Source organism: Anabaenopsis arnoldii (assembly GCF_028331025.1).
GTDB lineage: Bacteria > Cyanobacteriota > Cyanobacteriia > Cyanobacteriales > Nostocaceae > Anabaenopsis > Anabaenopsis arnoldii.
In genome coordinates this window covers 1-14,231 of the sequence record NZ_JAQMUH010000156.1, presented here as the reverse complement: position 1 = coordinate 14,231, position 14,231 = coordinate 1, and the positions used below count along the sequence as shown (strand labels likewise).

The window sequence follows — 14,231 nt, the reverse complement described above, 5'->3', positions numbered from 1 at the left end:
GCACCTAGGGGGTGGGATTCTCACCCACATGAACACACAGTTATAAGAGTCTGGTTTTACCCAGTCTTACCTTCCGTCCCTGAGCATAAATGCTCATTTAGGAAGAACGAATCGCACATTAAATTAGCTTTGTAATGCTTAGGATTAGGAAACACTACCCCAGTAGAAAGTGTAGCTAATTCCTTGACCCCTAAATCCACCCCTACAATCTCGTGCTGCTTATCTATTGCTTTGTGTTCTTGCTCGTAAGCGAAAGCAATAAACCAGCTATTAGCAGTTTTTGATATTGTGATTGATTTACAGGTTGTGTGTGGTAAGCCTTCATAAGTTTTTACCCATCCAATCGTCGGTAGCTTTATTGATTTGCCGCCTACTGGAATCGGCTTACCTCCAGCATCAATGGTAAACGCGTCGCGATGTCCTTTCTTTTTAAACTTAGGATATCCACCTTTACCGCCAAAGAATCTAGAGAAAGAATCGCCTAGATAGTCAAAAGCATATTGAGTTATTTTCTGACAAATACCTTTTTGTTTAATCCACTCAAACTCAGGTTTAACATGGTTATTAAAAAATTTCTTCAGAATATATTTGTTGGGCTTTAATCCATCTTTATAAAGACTATTCCAAGTAGCTAAACCCCAGTTATAAGTAAACCTGGCAATACCTGCGTGTTTATTCATTATTATTTCTTGGGCTTGACTCAGTTTCAACTTTGTTTTAATGGATAAAAGCATTGCTCGACCTCAACACTGTATTTCTTTGTTGTCTAATTCTGTAATATCTTGTTTAGGTTCGTCAATAGCTTTTTTAAGCCTTTCCTTAATTTCCTTGGAATAATTTCTCAACCCGTACAAGCGACCAGAAAAACAATGAATGATTGCCATTAAGTCCTCGACTAATTCCTGTTGTGGAGATAGTGATTCTTGATTGGCTACAATAATTTCACATCTTACAGATGTAGCTAGTTCAAGGATGAAATCAAAAGCAAATCTGCACATTCTATCTTTATGAGCCACAACAATCGTTGAAATTTCGCCTTTTAACATCGACATCATTATTGACAGAAATTTTTTTCTTTTAAAATTTAAACCTCCACCAATTTCTGATACCCAATCATCAACAGATAATCCCCTATTTAAGCAAAAAGTTTCCATTGCGGATATTTGATTTTTTAGTTCCGGTTGTTGCCCACTAGATGATACCCGACAATAAACTATTACTTTTCGTTTTGATTCAATAGGTTTCATTCCTTGGGCTATTAATAAGTCATCTTCAGTATAGAAACGATGTCCTGATAATGTTCTTTTAGCAGGAAGTTTCCCAACTGAATCCCATCGTTGTAATGTCTTGACTGACACCCCAATTTTCTTTGCAAACTCATGAGGTTTAAACATAAATACACTTATAGGTTTGTAGATAAGTGTATAGGTTTGTCTATCTAATTGTCAACTAGGCTACTACTCAACAAGAGCAACTGTATTACTATTTTTCCGGGTTTTTCACTACTTTTCCAGAAATTTGTTCAGTCTGAGCATTTTTATGCTTGACAAATTGATAAAAATATTTTTAACCTCCAAATCTACCTCTTGGGGGTCGCTATTAAACCAGGTTAATTTACTTGTTGCACATAATCATATATGGCGAATATAATTCACAGTTAATAACTTAAGGTTTCCTACTCCTCTGTCAGCAAATCCCCACAGGATATGCGACAATGAGTACACTGTCAACCAATGTATGGCCGATGCTACCTCAAAAGCCATTATCTGCCCCAGTTGCCTTGGGTATACCTAGGTTATACATCCCCTAGCCTAAATAAATGCAAGACATCAAAATACAAACCCTACCCATAAGGATGTGGGCAATTCTGCAAACAATTGTTATCTTTCTTAATATACAGGTACAAATGTGTAATCACTACTGAATTTTAATTATACATTTGCTAATTCTGTAATTGAGATCAATTTTACCCGTTCTCTTTCTCGGAGTTTAATATGAACCAACCCATTCAACTATCTTTGGAACAGCAATTCAGCATCCGCTCTTTTGCTACCCAGGTACACAACATGAGTCCTGACCAAGCAAAAGACTTTTTGGTTAAGCTTTATGAGCAGATGATGGTCAGGGAAGCAACTTACCAAGAGCTGCTCAAGCATCAATGGGGCTTAGATTCAGGTTCCACTATGGCATAGAGTAGTTAATGTTTGTGTCCCAGTGGACGACCTCCTTCTCTTGCTCAGTTCCAGGAAGGAAAGGAGCTGGGGATGATGGGGCGTCAACTTAAACAAAGTACCTTACTTGATGTCGTAGGATTATATATCAAGTGGGCGATTTTATTAACTCACTTATGTCAATGCTTGTCAACATAAGCATAGTTTTGTCTATAAAATAGTCAGCTTAGGACTAGCTCCAAGAATTGGTTTGATTTAAATTATGATTCCTCTAGCTTCCATGTAGCCTCATAGCAGGTTACCGAAGGGTAGATTTTACCTATTCGGTGCCAAACAACTACAACTATGGAATATAACCCCTCTTCAATTGTCAAGGTGCAGATCGCCGTTCTTACACAGGTTGATTACCCTTCCTGTCTTTTTGTTTTCCCACAATACCATCTCACTACTGGCTCAAGCCCTTTAATTGGTTCTCATCCCCACACAGTTGCTGTTTTTGGTGGGCTTTGCAACCTATGCTGGACAACAGCCAAGTTAATTAAGGCATTCTTGAGTTTTAAAAGTTTCACACTTCGCGGTGCGCTGCTTCTAACAGGATCCATGCCCTGGGTTTCATTAGCTTTTGATTTGGTTATTAAACCAGTTCCTCCTAATGTCACTCATCCCAATTCTATATTTTATGAATCAACCTGACAACTAAATATAGATTCTTCTTAACAAAGTTTTACATTGTTGACACTCCCCTGAGTTTCCATCAAAGATAGAGTCCCCAGCTACCTTTCTTAATATATTTAGGGAACCATTCAAGTCTGCTGAATATATTTTCCCAGACTTAGACCTAAATAAACCTCTCTTGATTCTTTTACCTAAAGACCTTTAAATGTAAACAACATCCCCACTCAAGTTAAAATAACTAACAATATTCATAACTCCCTGGGTAAATTCTTGTCTGTGCCATCATAATGAAAAAAAAATTAATAGAAGTCGCCCTACCCTTGGAAGCCATCAACCAAGAATCAGCCAGGGAAAAATCCATTAGACACGGACATCCTTCTACACTACATTTATGGTGGTCAAGAAAACCCACAGCCACTTGTAGGGCGGTATTATTTGCTTCCTTAGTAGATGACCCATCTAGTCACCCCGATAAATTCCCCACAGAAGCAGATCAAGCACAAGAAAGACAACGGTTATTTGATATCATTGGTAAAATTGTTACCGTTGACAAAAAAGGGAAACCGGAGCAGGTAGTTAAGGGTTTAGTCTCTTGGGATAGTATCAATAACCGGGAAATTATCGAAACCGCCCAAAAAGAAATCGCCCGTTGTTTAGCCTGGAGTCGCAACGAAACACCACCCACAGACACCGCAGAAGTACGTACATATTTACAAAACTATGCACCTCCTGTTTATGACCCCTTTTGTGGTGGTGGTTCCATACCCCTAGAAGGACAACGCCTAGGTTTAGTCGCCCATGGTAGTGATATTAACCCTGTCGCCGTACTAATTACTAAAGGCTTAATTGAAATTCCCCCCAAATTTCAGAATCAACCCCCCGTCAACCCAGAAGCGCAAACAAAGTTAAAAGCCCCCCAATGGTACGGCGCGCAGGGGTTAGCAGCCGACGTGGGCTATTATGGCGAATGGATGCGAAACCAAGCTTTTAAAACTATTGGCCATTTATACCCCAAGGTGAGTTTACCCCTGGAGCATGGCGGTGGGGAAGCAACCGTAATTGCTTGGTTGTGGGCGCGGACTGTCAAATGTCCTAACCCCGCTTGTGGGGCGCAAATGCCCTTAGTAAATTCCTTTAAATTATCCACCAAAAAGGGTAAACAAGCTTGGGTAGAACCTGTAATTGATAGCAGTCACCAACCCCCCAGGGTGAGTTTTACAGTCAAAACCGGGGAAGGAACACCACGGGTGGGAACCGTTAACCGCAGAGGGGCGATGTGTATTTGTTGTGACAGTCCAGTACCCTTTGACCACATCCGCCAGGAGGGGAAAGCAGGAAGAATGCAGACTCAGTTAATGGCTATTGTAACGGAGGGTCAAAAGCAACGCCTGTATATTCCCCCCAATGAGGAGCAGATCAAAGTGGCTTTGTCAGCAGAGCCACAATGGAAACCAGACAGTAACTTACCAGAACAAGCCCTTGGTTTTCGTGTGCAATTATATGGAATGACCCAACACGCTGATTTATTTACCCCCCGTCAGCTTGTCGCCTTAACCACCTTCAGCGATTTAGTCAGGGTCGCCAGAGAACAAGTCAAACTTGATGCTCTAGCTGCGGGTATCCCAGATGATAACTTACCACTTTCCCAAGGGGGTATGGGTGCGACGGCTTACGCCGATGCTGTCGCCACTTATTTAGGGTTTGCAGTTGATAAATCAACGGATTATTGTTCTAGTATATGTAGTTGGCATTCAGGGCGTGATACGATCCGAAATACATTCGCCCGTCAAGCAATTCCCATGACCTGGGACTTTGTAGAAGCTAACCCCTTAAGTGATTCTACAGGTAACTTTGGCGGTGCTGTTGACTGGATATCAGCAGTCATAGAATTAAGAAATACTGACACCCCTGGCTTAGTTAAACAACATAATGCAGCCCAAAAATTACATTTAAACTCTCCGGTCATCTCCACAGACCCCCCATACTACGATAACATTGGCTATGCAGACTTAGCAGACTTCTTTTATATCTGGCTGCGCCGTTCCATTGGCAAACTTTACCCACAAATTTGCAGTACCTTACTAGTACCCAAAATAGAAGAACTAGTCGCCACCCCCTACAGGTTTGGCGGTGATAAACAACAAGCTAAAGAATTTTTTGAAACTGGTTTAGGTGCAGCTTTTAGGAGAATGCGAGAAACCGCAAATTCTGAATATCCAGTTACTATTTATTACGCCTTTAAACAGTCAGAAACAGAAACCAGTCAAAATAACCAAAATGTCACCGCCTCCACCGGTTGGGAAACCATGCTAGAGGGTTTAATCCAAGCTGGTTTTACTATTGTGAGTACTTGGCCAATGCGAACAGAATTAAGTAACCGCAGCGTAGGTATTGGAACCAACGCCCTGGCCTCTTCCATTGTCCTTGTCTGTCGTCCCCGTCCAGAAACCGCCCCCTCCGTCACCCGTCGCCAATTTCTGCAACAACTCAAGCGGGAACTCCCCGCAGCACTGGAAAAACTGCAACAAGATAATATCGCACCGGTGGATTTAGCCCAAGCTAGCATTGGTCCGGGTATGGGTATTTTCTCCCGTTACACTAAAATCCTAGACGCTGACGGTTCTGCTATGGCGGTACGTACGGCCCTACAATTCATTAATCAAATGTTGGATGAATACCTGACGGAACAGGAGGGAGAATTTGACCTAGAGACCAGTTGGGCTTTGATCTGGTTTGAACAACATCAATTTAATGAGGGAATCTATGGGGAGGCGGAAACTTTATCTAAAGCTAAAAATATCAGTGTTCAAGGGTTGGTGAATGGGGGTATTCTGTTTGCTGAAGGTGGAAAGGTGCGACTATTGCGCCGGGGAGAGTTACCAGAGAATTGCAACCCCATGGGGTGTAATTGGCTGATTACCCAACACCTGATCTACACTTTGGATAAAAAAGGAGAAACCGGCGCTGCGGCGGTATTATCTGAATATAAGGGTGAGTGGGAAATCTTACGAGATTTAACCTATCGGTTATATAACATTTGCGACAAAAAAGGCTGGAGACAGGAGGCCACTGCTTATAACAGTCTGGTAATTTCCTGGGGGGAAATTTGTCGCCTAGCAGCTCAAAGCCGACCAGACACCCTACAGGGAGAATTGTTTTCAGATCCCCGACTTCTAGACTAACTATATTAGACTATCCCCCATACCGAAAGAAGTCGGGGATCTTAACCACACCCATTGTCTAAGAGGTTGTTTGATAAGTTTTCTTTCCCACATGCTCTTAAATGAATTTCTCCCAAAAGTATTTCGCCGGGAGCACCGGTCGCTGATGGTAAGTTACCAGGAAGTCCCAACTGTCGCCAGTAGGCTAAAACGGCAAAAGCGATCGCCTCTTTAAAATCAGCATTTAAGCCCACCTCATCCGTAGTCAAAACCGACAGGGATGGCAGTAATAACTGTAACCTGTGTTTTAAATACAGATTGCGACTACCCCCACCACATAATAATACCTGCCGGGGCATTTGGGGTAAAAAACTCCGATAACTGTGAGCAATAGACCCAACAGTAAGTTCTGTGAGTGTCGCCAGTAAATCAGCTGGATTGAGTTGGTAGGGTTCAGCATCTTGCAAACATTGGTGTAAGTAAGCTACACCAAACAACTCGCGCCCCGTAGACTTGGGTGGGGGTAGATGAAAGTAATCTTGCTCTAACCATTGTTCTACCAATGAGTAGCAAGGAACACCACTAGCAGCCCAATTGCCATTTTCATCATAGGACTGACCACCATCAGTTAAATATTCTACTGCCAAATCCAACAAACTATTTCCCGGGCCAGTATCCCAGGCGCGAATTTGGGAAAGCCAATCATCACCACGAGGGGGAAGGTAAGTGACATTACCAATTCCACCAATATTTTGAATGCAACGTCCCCCCACTGAATCACCGAGTAAAAAAGCATCAACTCTCGGTACAAGGGGCGCACCATGACCGCCAATATTAATATCCGCGTTCCGAAAGTTACTCACAGTGGTAATTCCTGTGAGATGGGCAATTAAAGCACCTCGGCCTAATTGCAGACTGTAACCTAATGTAGTGTTAAATGCGTCTGTGTGTGCGGGTCGATGGTAAACAGTTTGACCATGGGAACCAATTAAACTAGCTGGTTGGTGACCGATTTGGATATTTTTAGCAGCTTGGGCGAAAGCACAGGCGATCGCATCGTCTATTTCTGCTAATTCTGCCATAGAAATGGCAACACCAGCGCCCACTGCTAATATTTTTTCTCTTAATTCAGCTGTGTAGGGATATGTTTCCCCAGCGATTAAACCCACCTGCAAATCTAAATCACTACCAGAAATCTCCACCAAAGCAGCATCTATACCATCTACGGAAGTACCGCTAATTAAACCGATCACGCGAGTAGGTACAGTAACTGTTTTAGTGGGATCCATTGGCAAAGATTCTTTGAACGATAGGAAGTTAACACTTAATTTATACTACTTTTTCTGGGCTTTGCTCAGTGAAAATATGAATTGAGTTTTACGCAAAGGCGTAAAGGTTAAATTCACAGTCAGCTATTTTTTGATGTTTCTGGGTAGTGATGTTGGTGGTAATACAGTTCACATTCACTGCGGTAGGATAAAAGGTAGAATCAATTAGCATTTCTCCCGATGAATCTAGCTGAAACCCCCAATAAGGAAAATTCTCATAATCCTTTTCTCACCCTCAACTACGAACCAGCATTAGAATCTTTGGGTGATGACTACTACGACGAGGTAATAGCAGCTGATTTTCCCCAACATATCTTACGCTGGCGCAATGATTCACTCTTACCGCTTTTGGGGCTAGACCCCCACGCCGTTACAGACGAGAATTTTATTAACGCCTTTGGTAAATTCCAGCAACGCCGACCATTATTAGCATTACGTTACCACGGTTATCAATTTGGTACATATAACCCTGATTTGGGTGATGGTAGAGGCTTTCTCTATGGACAAGTCCGCGGTGCTGATGGCCAGTTATACGACTTTGGTACTAAAGGTTCTGGTAAAACACCCTACTCTCGTGGTGGTGATGGAATGCTGACACTTAAAGGCGGAGTCCGAGAAGTTTTAGCAGCAGAAGCATTACACCAATTAGGAGTACGTACCTCTCGCTGTTTGACCATGATTGAAACCGGGTTATCTCTGTGGAGGGGTGATGAACCTTCACCTACAAGGTCATCTGTCATGGTCAGGGTGAACAGTTCCCATATCCGGTTTGGTACTTTTGAACGTTTGCATTATTTCCAACGACCAGATTTAACTCAAAAACTTTTAGACCATGTAATTCAGTATTATTACCCCCATTTACAGCCAGAACCCAATAAATATGTTTTATTTTATGCCGAACTAGTCAAACGGGTGGCGCAACTAGTAGCTCAGTGGATGGCGGTTGGTTTTTGTCATGCAGTCCTCAATACTGACAATATGTCAATTACCGGGGAAAGCTTTGACTATGGCCCTTATGCTTTCATTCCTACTTATGACCCCTACTTTACAGCCGCTTATTTCGACTACTATAGACGTTACTGTTATAGCCATCAACCCAGTATTTGTCAATTGAATTTAGAACTGCTTCAGGAACCATTACAAGCAATCATTGACAAAACAGAAATGGATTCAGCCTTAGGAAAGTTCAATAAGTATTATCAAGATGAATACCGCTCGTTAATGTTGAAAAAGTTGGGTTTTGAGCAGTTAGATTTGTCAGCAGCAAATGAACTGTTAAATTTAACAATTCAATTCTTACAAGATAGCCAAGTTGGTTATCACCAATTTTTCTGGGAAATGGCGCGGACTTTTACTGCTAAATGGCGAGATGATCCCCATATGGTCATGAACGGTGCGGATATTATCCCGACATCAGGTGCATCACAGATATTTGAGAACTGGTGTTTACTGTATCATCAAATTCTCAATTCTTTTGACTGGGAATACATGGATGTAATTGCTCAAACTCTAGTTAATCATAATCCCCAGACGGCTTTATTAAGACCAGTGATTGAATCAGTTTGGGAACCGATCGCCCAAGAGAATAATTGGCACCCGTTTAATGATTTGGTGCAAAAAATCCAATCAAAAGGTTAGAGGTTGTTTGGTAAGTTTTCCGCAGGTAATTTTTATCTTAGGGAACAGGGAACACACAAAAAACAATCAAATCCAGTCCCCTCCCCTGACAAGGACAAGACAAGGTGGACAAGGTGGACAAGGTGACCACCGGAGAAAAACAGTACAAAGTCTGTATTCTTAGTAAGAAAAATAGGCCATTAAAAGACCATTGTCCGTATAAAATCTTCCTTGTCCACTTTCCTTCCTTGTCTTCGGTAGTCTTGCCTTCACAGATCATATTAAAAACCTACCCTTGTAAGGAAGGGGGTGGGGTAAAATAATATTCGATACACTAATCATGACTTGACAAACATCCTCTTAGTCAATTAACACCACTCAACTAGGAAGAGTGTACCTTTATTCCATCTACTTGGGATAAACTCCCCCCACGCTGTGATCAGAATTAATGGTAATGACTAAATCAACCCCTGTAGGCGATTCCACCAACGGCCTGATGAATAATTCCGGGTGCAGCGATCGCCAAAAATATTTGACAAATTCCTCAATCTGTGCATCTGAAATCCCCGATTTGCCAGTAGCGATCATTTGTTGTTCTGCTTGTTGTCGCCAGGTCAGGGAATAACGGTAATCAGTGGGATATAGTATAATTAAACTGTCCAATCGTTCCCACAGTGGTAGATAATCACTCAGTCGCTGATTCATGTCACGAGCAAATACCCTATCCTCCTCTGTGACAATGGGCGGCGGTGCATGATTAAATACATCTGGATTAATTGGCCGCACCCCCACAAACCAACCTTCAAACAGAACAATATCAATATCTTTCACGATTTCTGGGGTAGTGCGATCGCCAGCACCATTGTATGCCGATTTATCAAAGCGGGGAATAATCACCGGACTTACGCCCTGACGAATTTGATCTAGGACTTTTAAACCTAAATCTAGATCATGGGTTCCCGGTGGTCCGCGCCAAATCAACCGGGGGTCTTGCTGAGTTAAAATTAGGCGATCGGCGTAAGTTTTATACAAGTCATCTAACGATAAACTCACAGTCCGATATCCCAACTCCTGGAGAAGCTTACACAGTACCTGGCACATTGTGGTTTTACCGGTACCTTGTCCCCCTAACACTCCCTGAATTAGGGGTCTTCCCAAGTCCTGGCGATGGGAAGCTAATTTCATACTTAATGGTAGCCATAAGTCCCACAACAGGGCTAACATTGTTTCTGGTGGCTGATTCAGGTGGGTTTGGCAGAATTGGTGAAAAGTTGGTAGCACACAGTTGAGTAAACTTGCTTTTGTGGGATTTACTTCAGCTTCCCAAAAATTCATAATTAGGAACCCAGTTTAAAGGACTCGACAAACATACTATATGTAAAACCGACCTTGAGAACGTTAAGCGATTCTACCAAGAGCGAAGGTTTTGCCAAAAACCTGCGACTATAAAATATTCTGCTAGTCACCTCTGTGAGTACCACAAGAATACTGGCCATGACAATATCTAACGTACCTCTTTGGCCTGCTATGGTAGAAATTGCTGTTCCCAGGAAAAAACCAAAAAAGAAGTTAATCAATAGTAAGGATAAACGTCGCCAAGGATTTAAGAACCATTGCCCCAAACGGCCAGCAATGGTATCGAATAAATTAGTTAAACGCGTGTTTTGCATTAATAACCAGGGTAGTGGGTGCCAAATAGTTACATTTTACCGCCTCAGAGAATAGGCTAGTATTTGGTAAAGTCTAAACAAAATATTATTACTAACCATTATCAACATGAAATTGACAGCATATCGTAACGCTGCTATTACAATTTGTACCCTGGGTCTGCTGGGATTCATGGTGGGATGCTGGGAAATCAGTGTGTCCTTTGAGTCAACTGACCATATGAATCTACCTGCTTCTGACATCCTAGAGCCGGATGTAATTTCAGTCCCACCCGTCCTAAATCAAACAGTCACTTCTACTACCATCGGTTCAGAAACTACCCAAGCCAATAAAATCGGACTCAACAATACTTACATCTTGGCAGATGATCAAGGCTCAACTGCTAATACCAACCATCAAGGCAGTTTACGCATGAGCAATCAAACAAATCAGCCTGTGCGCCTGGCTTTACTGGCGCGACAGCCACAGGTGACCACCTCCGTTGTTCCAGCTCATTGGGATTTTGATCCCCAAGAAGGTAGTGAACAGGGGTTGATTCTGTCCTTACCTAATGGGAATCTCAAGTTGGAAAACGGAGATGTTATAGTTGCCTTTGCACAAGACGGTTCTCGGCGTTACTGGGGACCATATGTAGTTGGGGAAACCTCTTGGCCGCAATGGAACACCGAAAATCGAGAATGGTTATTAGTACTGACTCCTTGAGGGCAGTTAATTTCCTATTCCCCAGGGTCTGACCCAGAACAAAATATAAGTACTTATTTTAACTGTTGAGTATTGACGAATAAATAATGAGGATAAAACTGACTATTCCGAATACTGTGAACAACTGGTACAAAAATATACTCAAAAGTCCAGTTTTGGCTGTGACTATACTAATTTTGATTGCTGGGCTGGCTTATGGGTGGAACTTGGGTACTGTGGGCTTGATTGATGAAACAGAGCCACTGTTTGCTGAAGCTTCCCGTCAAATGTTGGTTACAGGTGATTGGATTACCCCCATTTTTAACGGCGAAACTCGTTTTGATAAACCAGCTTTAATTTACTGGTGTCAAGCGATCGCCTATATAATTATCGGGGTAAATGAGTGGTCAGTGCGGCTACCTTCAGCCATGGCGGCCGTAGGAGTCATCAGTTTAACTTTTTACACTGTACACTGGTATTTATCCCAAAAAGACCAATTAGAGCAGGTTTCACAGCCGACTCGGCGCAACTTCACAGCAATGCTTGCAGCCGCCATGCTAGCACTCAGTCCTGAGATGATTGTCTGGGGAAGAACCGGTGTCTCAGATATGATGCTGACTGGGTGCATGGCATCAGCATTATTATGTTTTTTTCTAGGGTATGCTAGTCAGCAACAACAACAGGCACAATTCCCTTTATCTCTATTCCCCAACTCGTGGTATTTGGCTTGTTACGTCTTAATTGCTGGGGCGATTTTGAGTAAAGGTCCCGTAGGAATTGTTTTACCCATACTCATTATCGGCGCATTTATTATCTATGTTGGCAACACCCGCAAAGTCTTAAAAGAAATGCGTATCTTCACGGGGATGCTAATTATTTTCGGTTTATCAGCCCCCTGGTATCTCTTGGTCAGCTGGCGTAATGGTTGGGATTACATCAATTCCTTTTTTGGCTATCACAATGTAGAACGTTTTACAGAGGTAGTTAATGGTCACTCCGCTCCTTGGTATTTCTACTTCTTAGTAGTATTACTCGGATTTGCGCCCTACTCAGTGTATTTACCCGCAGCAATGGCTAGAACCAGATTTTGGCAGCGATCGCACTGGAGGAATTGCCAAGAACGCTCTCAACAATTGGGTTTATTTGCCTGTATCTGGTTTATTGCTATCTTTGGGTTTTTTAATATTGCTGTCACTAAACTTCCCAGTTATGTATTGCCTTTAATGCCCGCCGTAGCTATTTTAATAGCATTATTATGGAGTGATTTTCTCCCCGAAAACAAGTCAGATATCCCCAGCGCCTCTTCTGTTCTCAAAATCAGTGCTTGGACTAATGTGATTTTAGCCACAGTATTGGCAGTGGCACTATTTCAGATTACTCATTTAATGGATCATAATTCAGTTGCGCCCGGCTTCCTCCTACTGATTCAAAAGGCAGGTTTACCAACACTAGGGGGAATAATTTGGTTTTTGGGGGCGCTCCTGATTGGCGCTTTAATTATCGGTCGCCGTTGGCACAGTATTATTAGCGCAAATTTACTGATTTTTACAGCCACCTTGATCATTGTCTTAATGCCAGCCTTATTCTTGATGGATCAACAGCGTCAGCAACCTTTGAGGGACTTATCTGCCCTTGTGGTGGCACAGAAACATATCCCTCTATCAGATGAGGAATTAGTGATGGTGGGCTTCAAAAAACCAAGCGTAGTATTTTACACCCAAAAACCGGTAAATTATATTTATCAGCCAAAAGATGCAGTAGAGTATATTCAAAATCGAACTTCTCAGCCAGAAAAACCGCCTTCAATCCTGGTGATCGCCTCACAGCAAGACCTTGAAAAAATGGACTTGCAACCCGGTACTTACGATATTTTAGGCACTAGACAAAGGTATCAGTTAATTCGAGTTTCTTTTTGACACTCCCCACGCCTTTAGGCGCGGGATTCGGTGCATTACTGACGTTCCTTGCTTTTACTGGACTTGCGTCCAGCAGAAGTAGGGGGAACATCACGAAAGAGCGTTACTTCTTTGGCACAGGTTGGACGGTTTGAATTTTGGAGCGATCGCTTTAATCTTATCAAAGAAAAGCCTCTTATTTATTGGTGGAATGATGAATTTCTCAGACGCTATGCTGAGGCACCAAAGTTAGGGGATGAAACTGATGTCAGAGAAAAATGTTGAAATACTTACGTCAATTCCCGTATTATTTAATCTTTTAAATAAGTCCCGCATACTTGTTAAGCTATTATCCAAGACATAAGCCAACCAACACTCAACATAAAGACGGCTGTTCAAAACTGGATAATCATTTTTTGGCAACGGTCTGAGGATGTCTTTGACAATCTTGGGAAATGAATTTATAATCATTATCAATTAATTTATTTTAATCCTTAGCCCAAAATTTACCATATTTTGGGCTATTTTTATCACCTCTTTCTTAACATTCAACACTTGTGGGAATTGGGGATTGGGAATTGGGAATTGGGAATTGGGTATTGGGAATTGGGTATTGGGAATTGGGTATTATAGTTTGTCGTAGTCTTCTGGTTCTATGTCAGGGACTTTAGCTAAAACTTCCTGGAATTTATCCCAACTACCGCGTTTGGCTTTTTCTTCTACATAGTCTTTGGTCATCCATGCAGAAACTTGTGCTGATAGTGCAATGGCTACCAGTTGTTCTAAAGGCATATTTTCTTTGGCTGCTAAGGTTTCAATTTGCTTATATAAGAATTCGGGTATTTGTATGTTTAAGTTACTCATGATATTTCTCCTACTTGTTGTAAGAATTCTGGTTCTTCAGTACCTAATATGCTAAATTGTTTTGATAAAATCCGAAAAAGCTTACCGTATAAGGGAAATAATGTTGGTTATTGAAGAAAATGCCTGAATATTCCTTCTTAATCTCTGTTCCCTGTTCCCTGTTCCCTGTTC

14 protein-coding genes and 1 pseudogene are annotated in these 14,231 nt (G+C 42.0%); 7 read left to right on the top strand and 8 right to left on the bottom strand.

Annotation, left to right across the window (positions count from 1 at the left end):
- Window positions 1-56 precede the first annotated feature (56 nt).
- Window positions 57-734 carry an RNA-guided endonuclease InsQ/TnpB family protein gene (locus PN457_RS14080; RefSeq protein ID WP_271733996.1) on the bottom strand — a complete coding sequence of 226 codons (678 nt, stop codon included), beginning with the start codon at window positions 732-734 and terminating at the stop codon, window positions 57-59.
- 9 nt (window positions 735-743) lie between these two features.
- Entirely contained in the window at window positions 744-1,394 is a 651-nt protein-coding gene (locus tag PN457_RS14075; RefSeq protein WP_271733995.1) for an IS607 family transposase, read from the bottom strand.
- A 600-nt stretch (window positions 1,395-1,994) separates the two neighbouring features.
- Here PN457_RS14075 and PN457_RS14070 point away from each other — a divergent pair.
- The 3 genes from PN457_RS14070 to PN457_RS14060 all read left to right on the top strand — a co-directional run bounded on the left by PN457_RS14070 (window position 1,995) and on the right by PN457_RS14060 (window position 6,028).
- Window positions 1,995-2,192, top strand: coding sequence for an NblA/ycf18 family protein (locus tag PN457_RS14070; RefSeq protein WP_271733994.1), 198 nt, complete (start codon window positions 1,995-1,997; stop codon window positions 2,190-2,192).
- Window positions 2,193-2,516: 324 nt separating this feature from the next.
- A complete protein-coding gene (locus PN457_RS14065) occupies window positions 2,517-2,864 on the top strand; it encodes a hypothetical protein (RefSeq protein WP_271733993.1) in 348 nt (115 codons plus the stop codon).
- A 269-nt stretch (window positions 2,865-3,133) separates the two neighbouring features.
- Window positions 3,134-6,028: a DUF1156 domain-containing protein gene (locus PN457_RS14060; protein WP_271733992.1), complete on the top strand. Its 2,895-nt coding sequence runs from the start codon at window positions 3,134-3,136 to the stop codon at window positions 6,026-6,028.
- A gap of 41 nt (window positions 6,029-6,069) precedes the next feature.
- On the opposite strand, the gene PN457_RS14055 is transcribed toward PN457_RS14060, so the two are convergent.
- Both PN457_RS14055 and PN457_RS14050 read right to left on the bottom strand, forming a co-directional pair.
- Window positions 6,070-7,296, bottom strand: a complete 1,227-nt coding sequence (locus PN457_RS14055; protein WP_271733991.1) for an anhydro-N-acetylmuramic acid kinase — start codon at window positions 7,294-7,296, stop codon at window positions 6,070-6,072.
- A gap of 88 nt (window positions 7,297-7,384) precedes the next feature.
- Complete coding sequence (locus PN457_RS14050) at window positions 7,385-7,507, bottom strand: hypothetical protein (RefSeq protein ID WP_271733990.1); 123 nt, start codon at window positions 7,505-7,507, stop codon at window positions 7,385-7,387.
- 8 nt (window positions 7,508-7,515) lie between these two features.
- On the opposite strand from PN457_RS14050, the gene PN457_RS14045 reads away from it, so the two are divergent.
- Complete coding sequence (locus PN457_RS14045; RefSeq protein WP_271733989.1) at window positions 7,516-8,973, top strand: protein adenylyltransferase SelO; 1,458 nt, start codon at window positions 7,516-7,518, stop codon at window positions 8,971-8,973.
- A 387-nt stretch (window positions 8,974-9,360) separates the two neighbouring features.
- On the opposite strand, the gene PN457_RS14040 is transcribed toward PN457_RS14045, so the two are convergent.
- On the bottom strand, window positions 9,361-10,287 hold the full coding sequence (locus tag PN457_RS14040; RefSeq protein WP_271733988.1) for a glycerate kinase: 927 nt from the start codon (window positions 10,285-10,287) through the stop codon (window positions 9,361-9,363).
- 2 nt (window positions 10,288-10,289) lie between these two features.
- Window positions 10,290-10,622 (bottom strand): DUF565 domain-containing protein, encoded by a 333-nt coding sequence (locus PN457_RS14035; protein ID WP_271733987.1) that lies wholly within the window; start codon window positions 10,620-10,622, stop codon window positions 10,290-10,292.
- Between the two features lie 106 nt (window positions 10,623-10,728).
- Between PN457_RS14035 and PN457_RS14030 the strand changes: the two genes are divergently transcribed.
- From PN457_RS14030 to PN457_RS14020, 3 genes are all read left to right on the top strand, one after another.
- Window positions 10,729-11,322 (top strand): hypothetical protein, encoded by a 594-nt coding sequence (locus PN457_RS14030; RefSeq protein ID WP_271733986.1) that lies wholly within the window; start codon window positions 10,729-10,731, stop codon window positions 11,320-11,322.
- Between the two features lie 86 nt (window positions 11,323-11,408).
- Window positions 11,409-13,217 carry an ArnT family glycosyltransferase gene (locus tag PN457_RS14025; RefSeq protein WP_271733985.1) on the top strand — a complete coding sequence of 603 codons (1,809 nt, stop codon included), beginning with the start codon at window positions 11,409-11,411 and terminating at the stop codon, window positions 13,215-13,217.
- Window positions 13,218-13,265: 48 nt separating this feature from the next.
- On the top strand, window positions 13,266-13,481 hold the full coding sequence (locus PN457_RS14020) for a hypothetical protein (RefSeq protein ID WP_271733997.1): 216 nt from the start codon (window positions 13,266-13,268) through the stop codon (window positions 13,479-13,481).
- Here the strand turns inward: PN457_RS14020 and PN457_RS14015 are convergent.
- A pseudogene (locus tag PN457_RS14015) lies at window positions 13,473-13,667 on the bottom strand (IS4 family transposase); the annotation flags it as partial. The gene PN457_RS14020 and the pseudogene PN457_RS14015 overlap by 9 nt on opposite strands.
- Window positions 13,668-13,823: 156 nt before the next feature.
- Window positions 13,824-14,060 carry a hypothetical protein gene (locus PN457_RS14010; RefSeq protein ID WP_271733984.1) on the bottom strand — a complete coding sequence of 79 codons (237 nt, stop codon included), beginning with the start codon at window positions 14,058-14,060 and terminating at the stop codon, window positions 13,824-13,826.
- Window positions 14,061-14,231: the final 171 nt, after the last annotated feature.

Bases quoted from the DNA above. Each gene is read 5' to 3' on its own strand.
- PN457_RS14080 (WP_271733996.1), bottom strand. From the start codon at position 734: ATGCTTTTATCCATTAAAACAAAGTTGAAACTGAGTCAAGCCCAAGAA.
- PN457_RS14075 (WP_271733995.1), bottom strand. From the start codon at position 1,394: ATGTTTAAACCTCATGAGTTTGCAAAGAAAATTGGGGTGTCAGTCAAG.
- PN457_RS14070 (WP_271733994.1), top strand. From the start codon at position 1,995: ATGAACCAACCCATTCAACTATCTTTGGAACAGCAATTCAGCATCCGC.
- PN457_RS14065 (WP_271733993.1), top strand. From the start codon at position 2,517: ATGGAATATAACCCCTCTTCAATTGTCAAGGTGCAGATCGCCGTTCTT.
- PN457_RS14060 (WP_271733992.1), top strand. From the start codon at position 3,134: ATGAAAAAAAAATTAATAGAAGTCGCCCTACCCTTGGAAGCCATCAAC.
- PN457_RS14055 (WP_271733991.1), bottom strand. From the start codon at position 7,296: ATGGATCCCACTAAAACAGTTACTGTACCTACTCGCGTGATCGGTTTA.
- PN457_RS14050 (WP_271733990.1), bottom strand. From the start codon at position 7,507: ATGCTAATTGATTCTACCTTTTATCCTACCGCAGTGAATGTGAACTGT.
- PN457_RS14045 (WP_271733989.1), top strand. From the start codon at position 7,516: ATGAATCTAGCTGAAACCCCCAATAAGGAAAATTCTCATAATCCTTTT.
- PN457_RS14040 (WP_271733988.1), bottom strand. From the start codon at position 10,287: ATGAATTTTTGGGAAGCTGAAGTAAATCCCACAAAAGCAAGTTTACTC.
- PN457_RS14035 (WP_271733987.1), bottom strand. From the start codon at position 10,622: ATGCAAAACACGCGTTTAACTAATTTATTCGATACCATTGCTGGCCGT.
- PN457_RS14030 (WP_271733986.1), top strand. From the start codon at position 10,729: ATGAAATTGACAGCATATCGTAACGCTGCTATTACAATTTGTACCCTG.
- PN457_RS14025 (WP_271733985.1), top strand. From the start codon at position 11,409: ATGAGGATAAAACTGACTATTCCGAATACTGTGAACAACTGGTACAAA.
- PN457_RS14010 (WP_271733984.1), bottom strand. From the start codon at position 14,060: ATGAGTAACTTAAACATACAAATACCCGAATTCTTATATAAGCAAATT.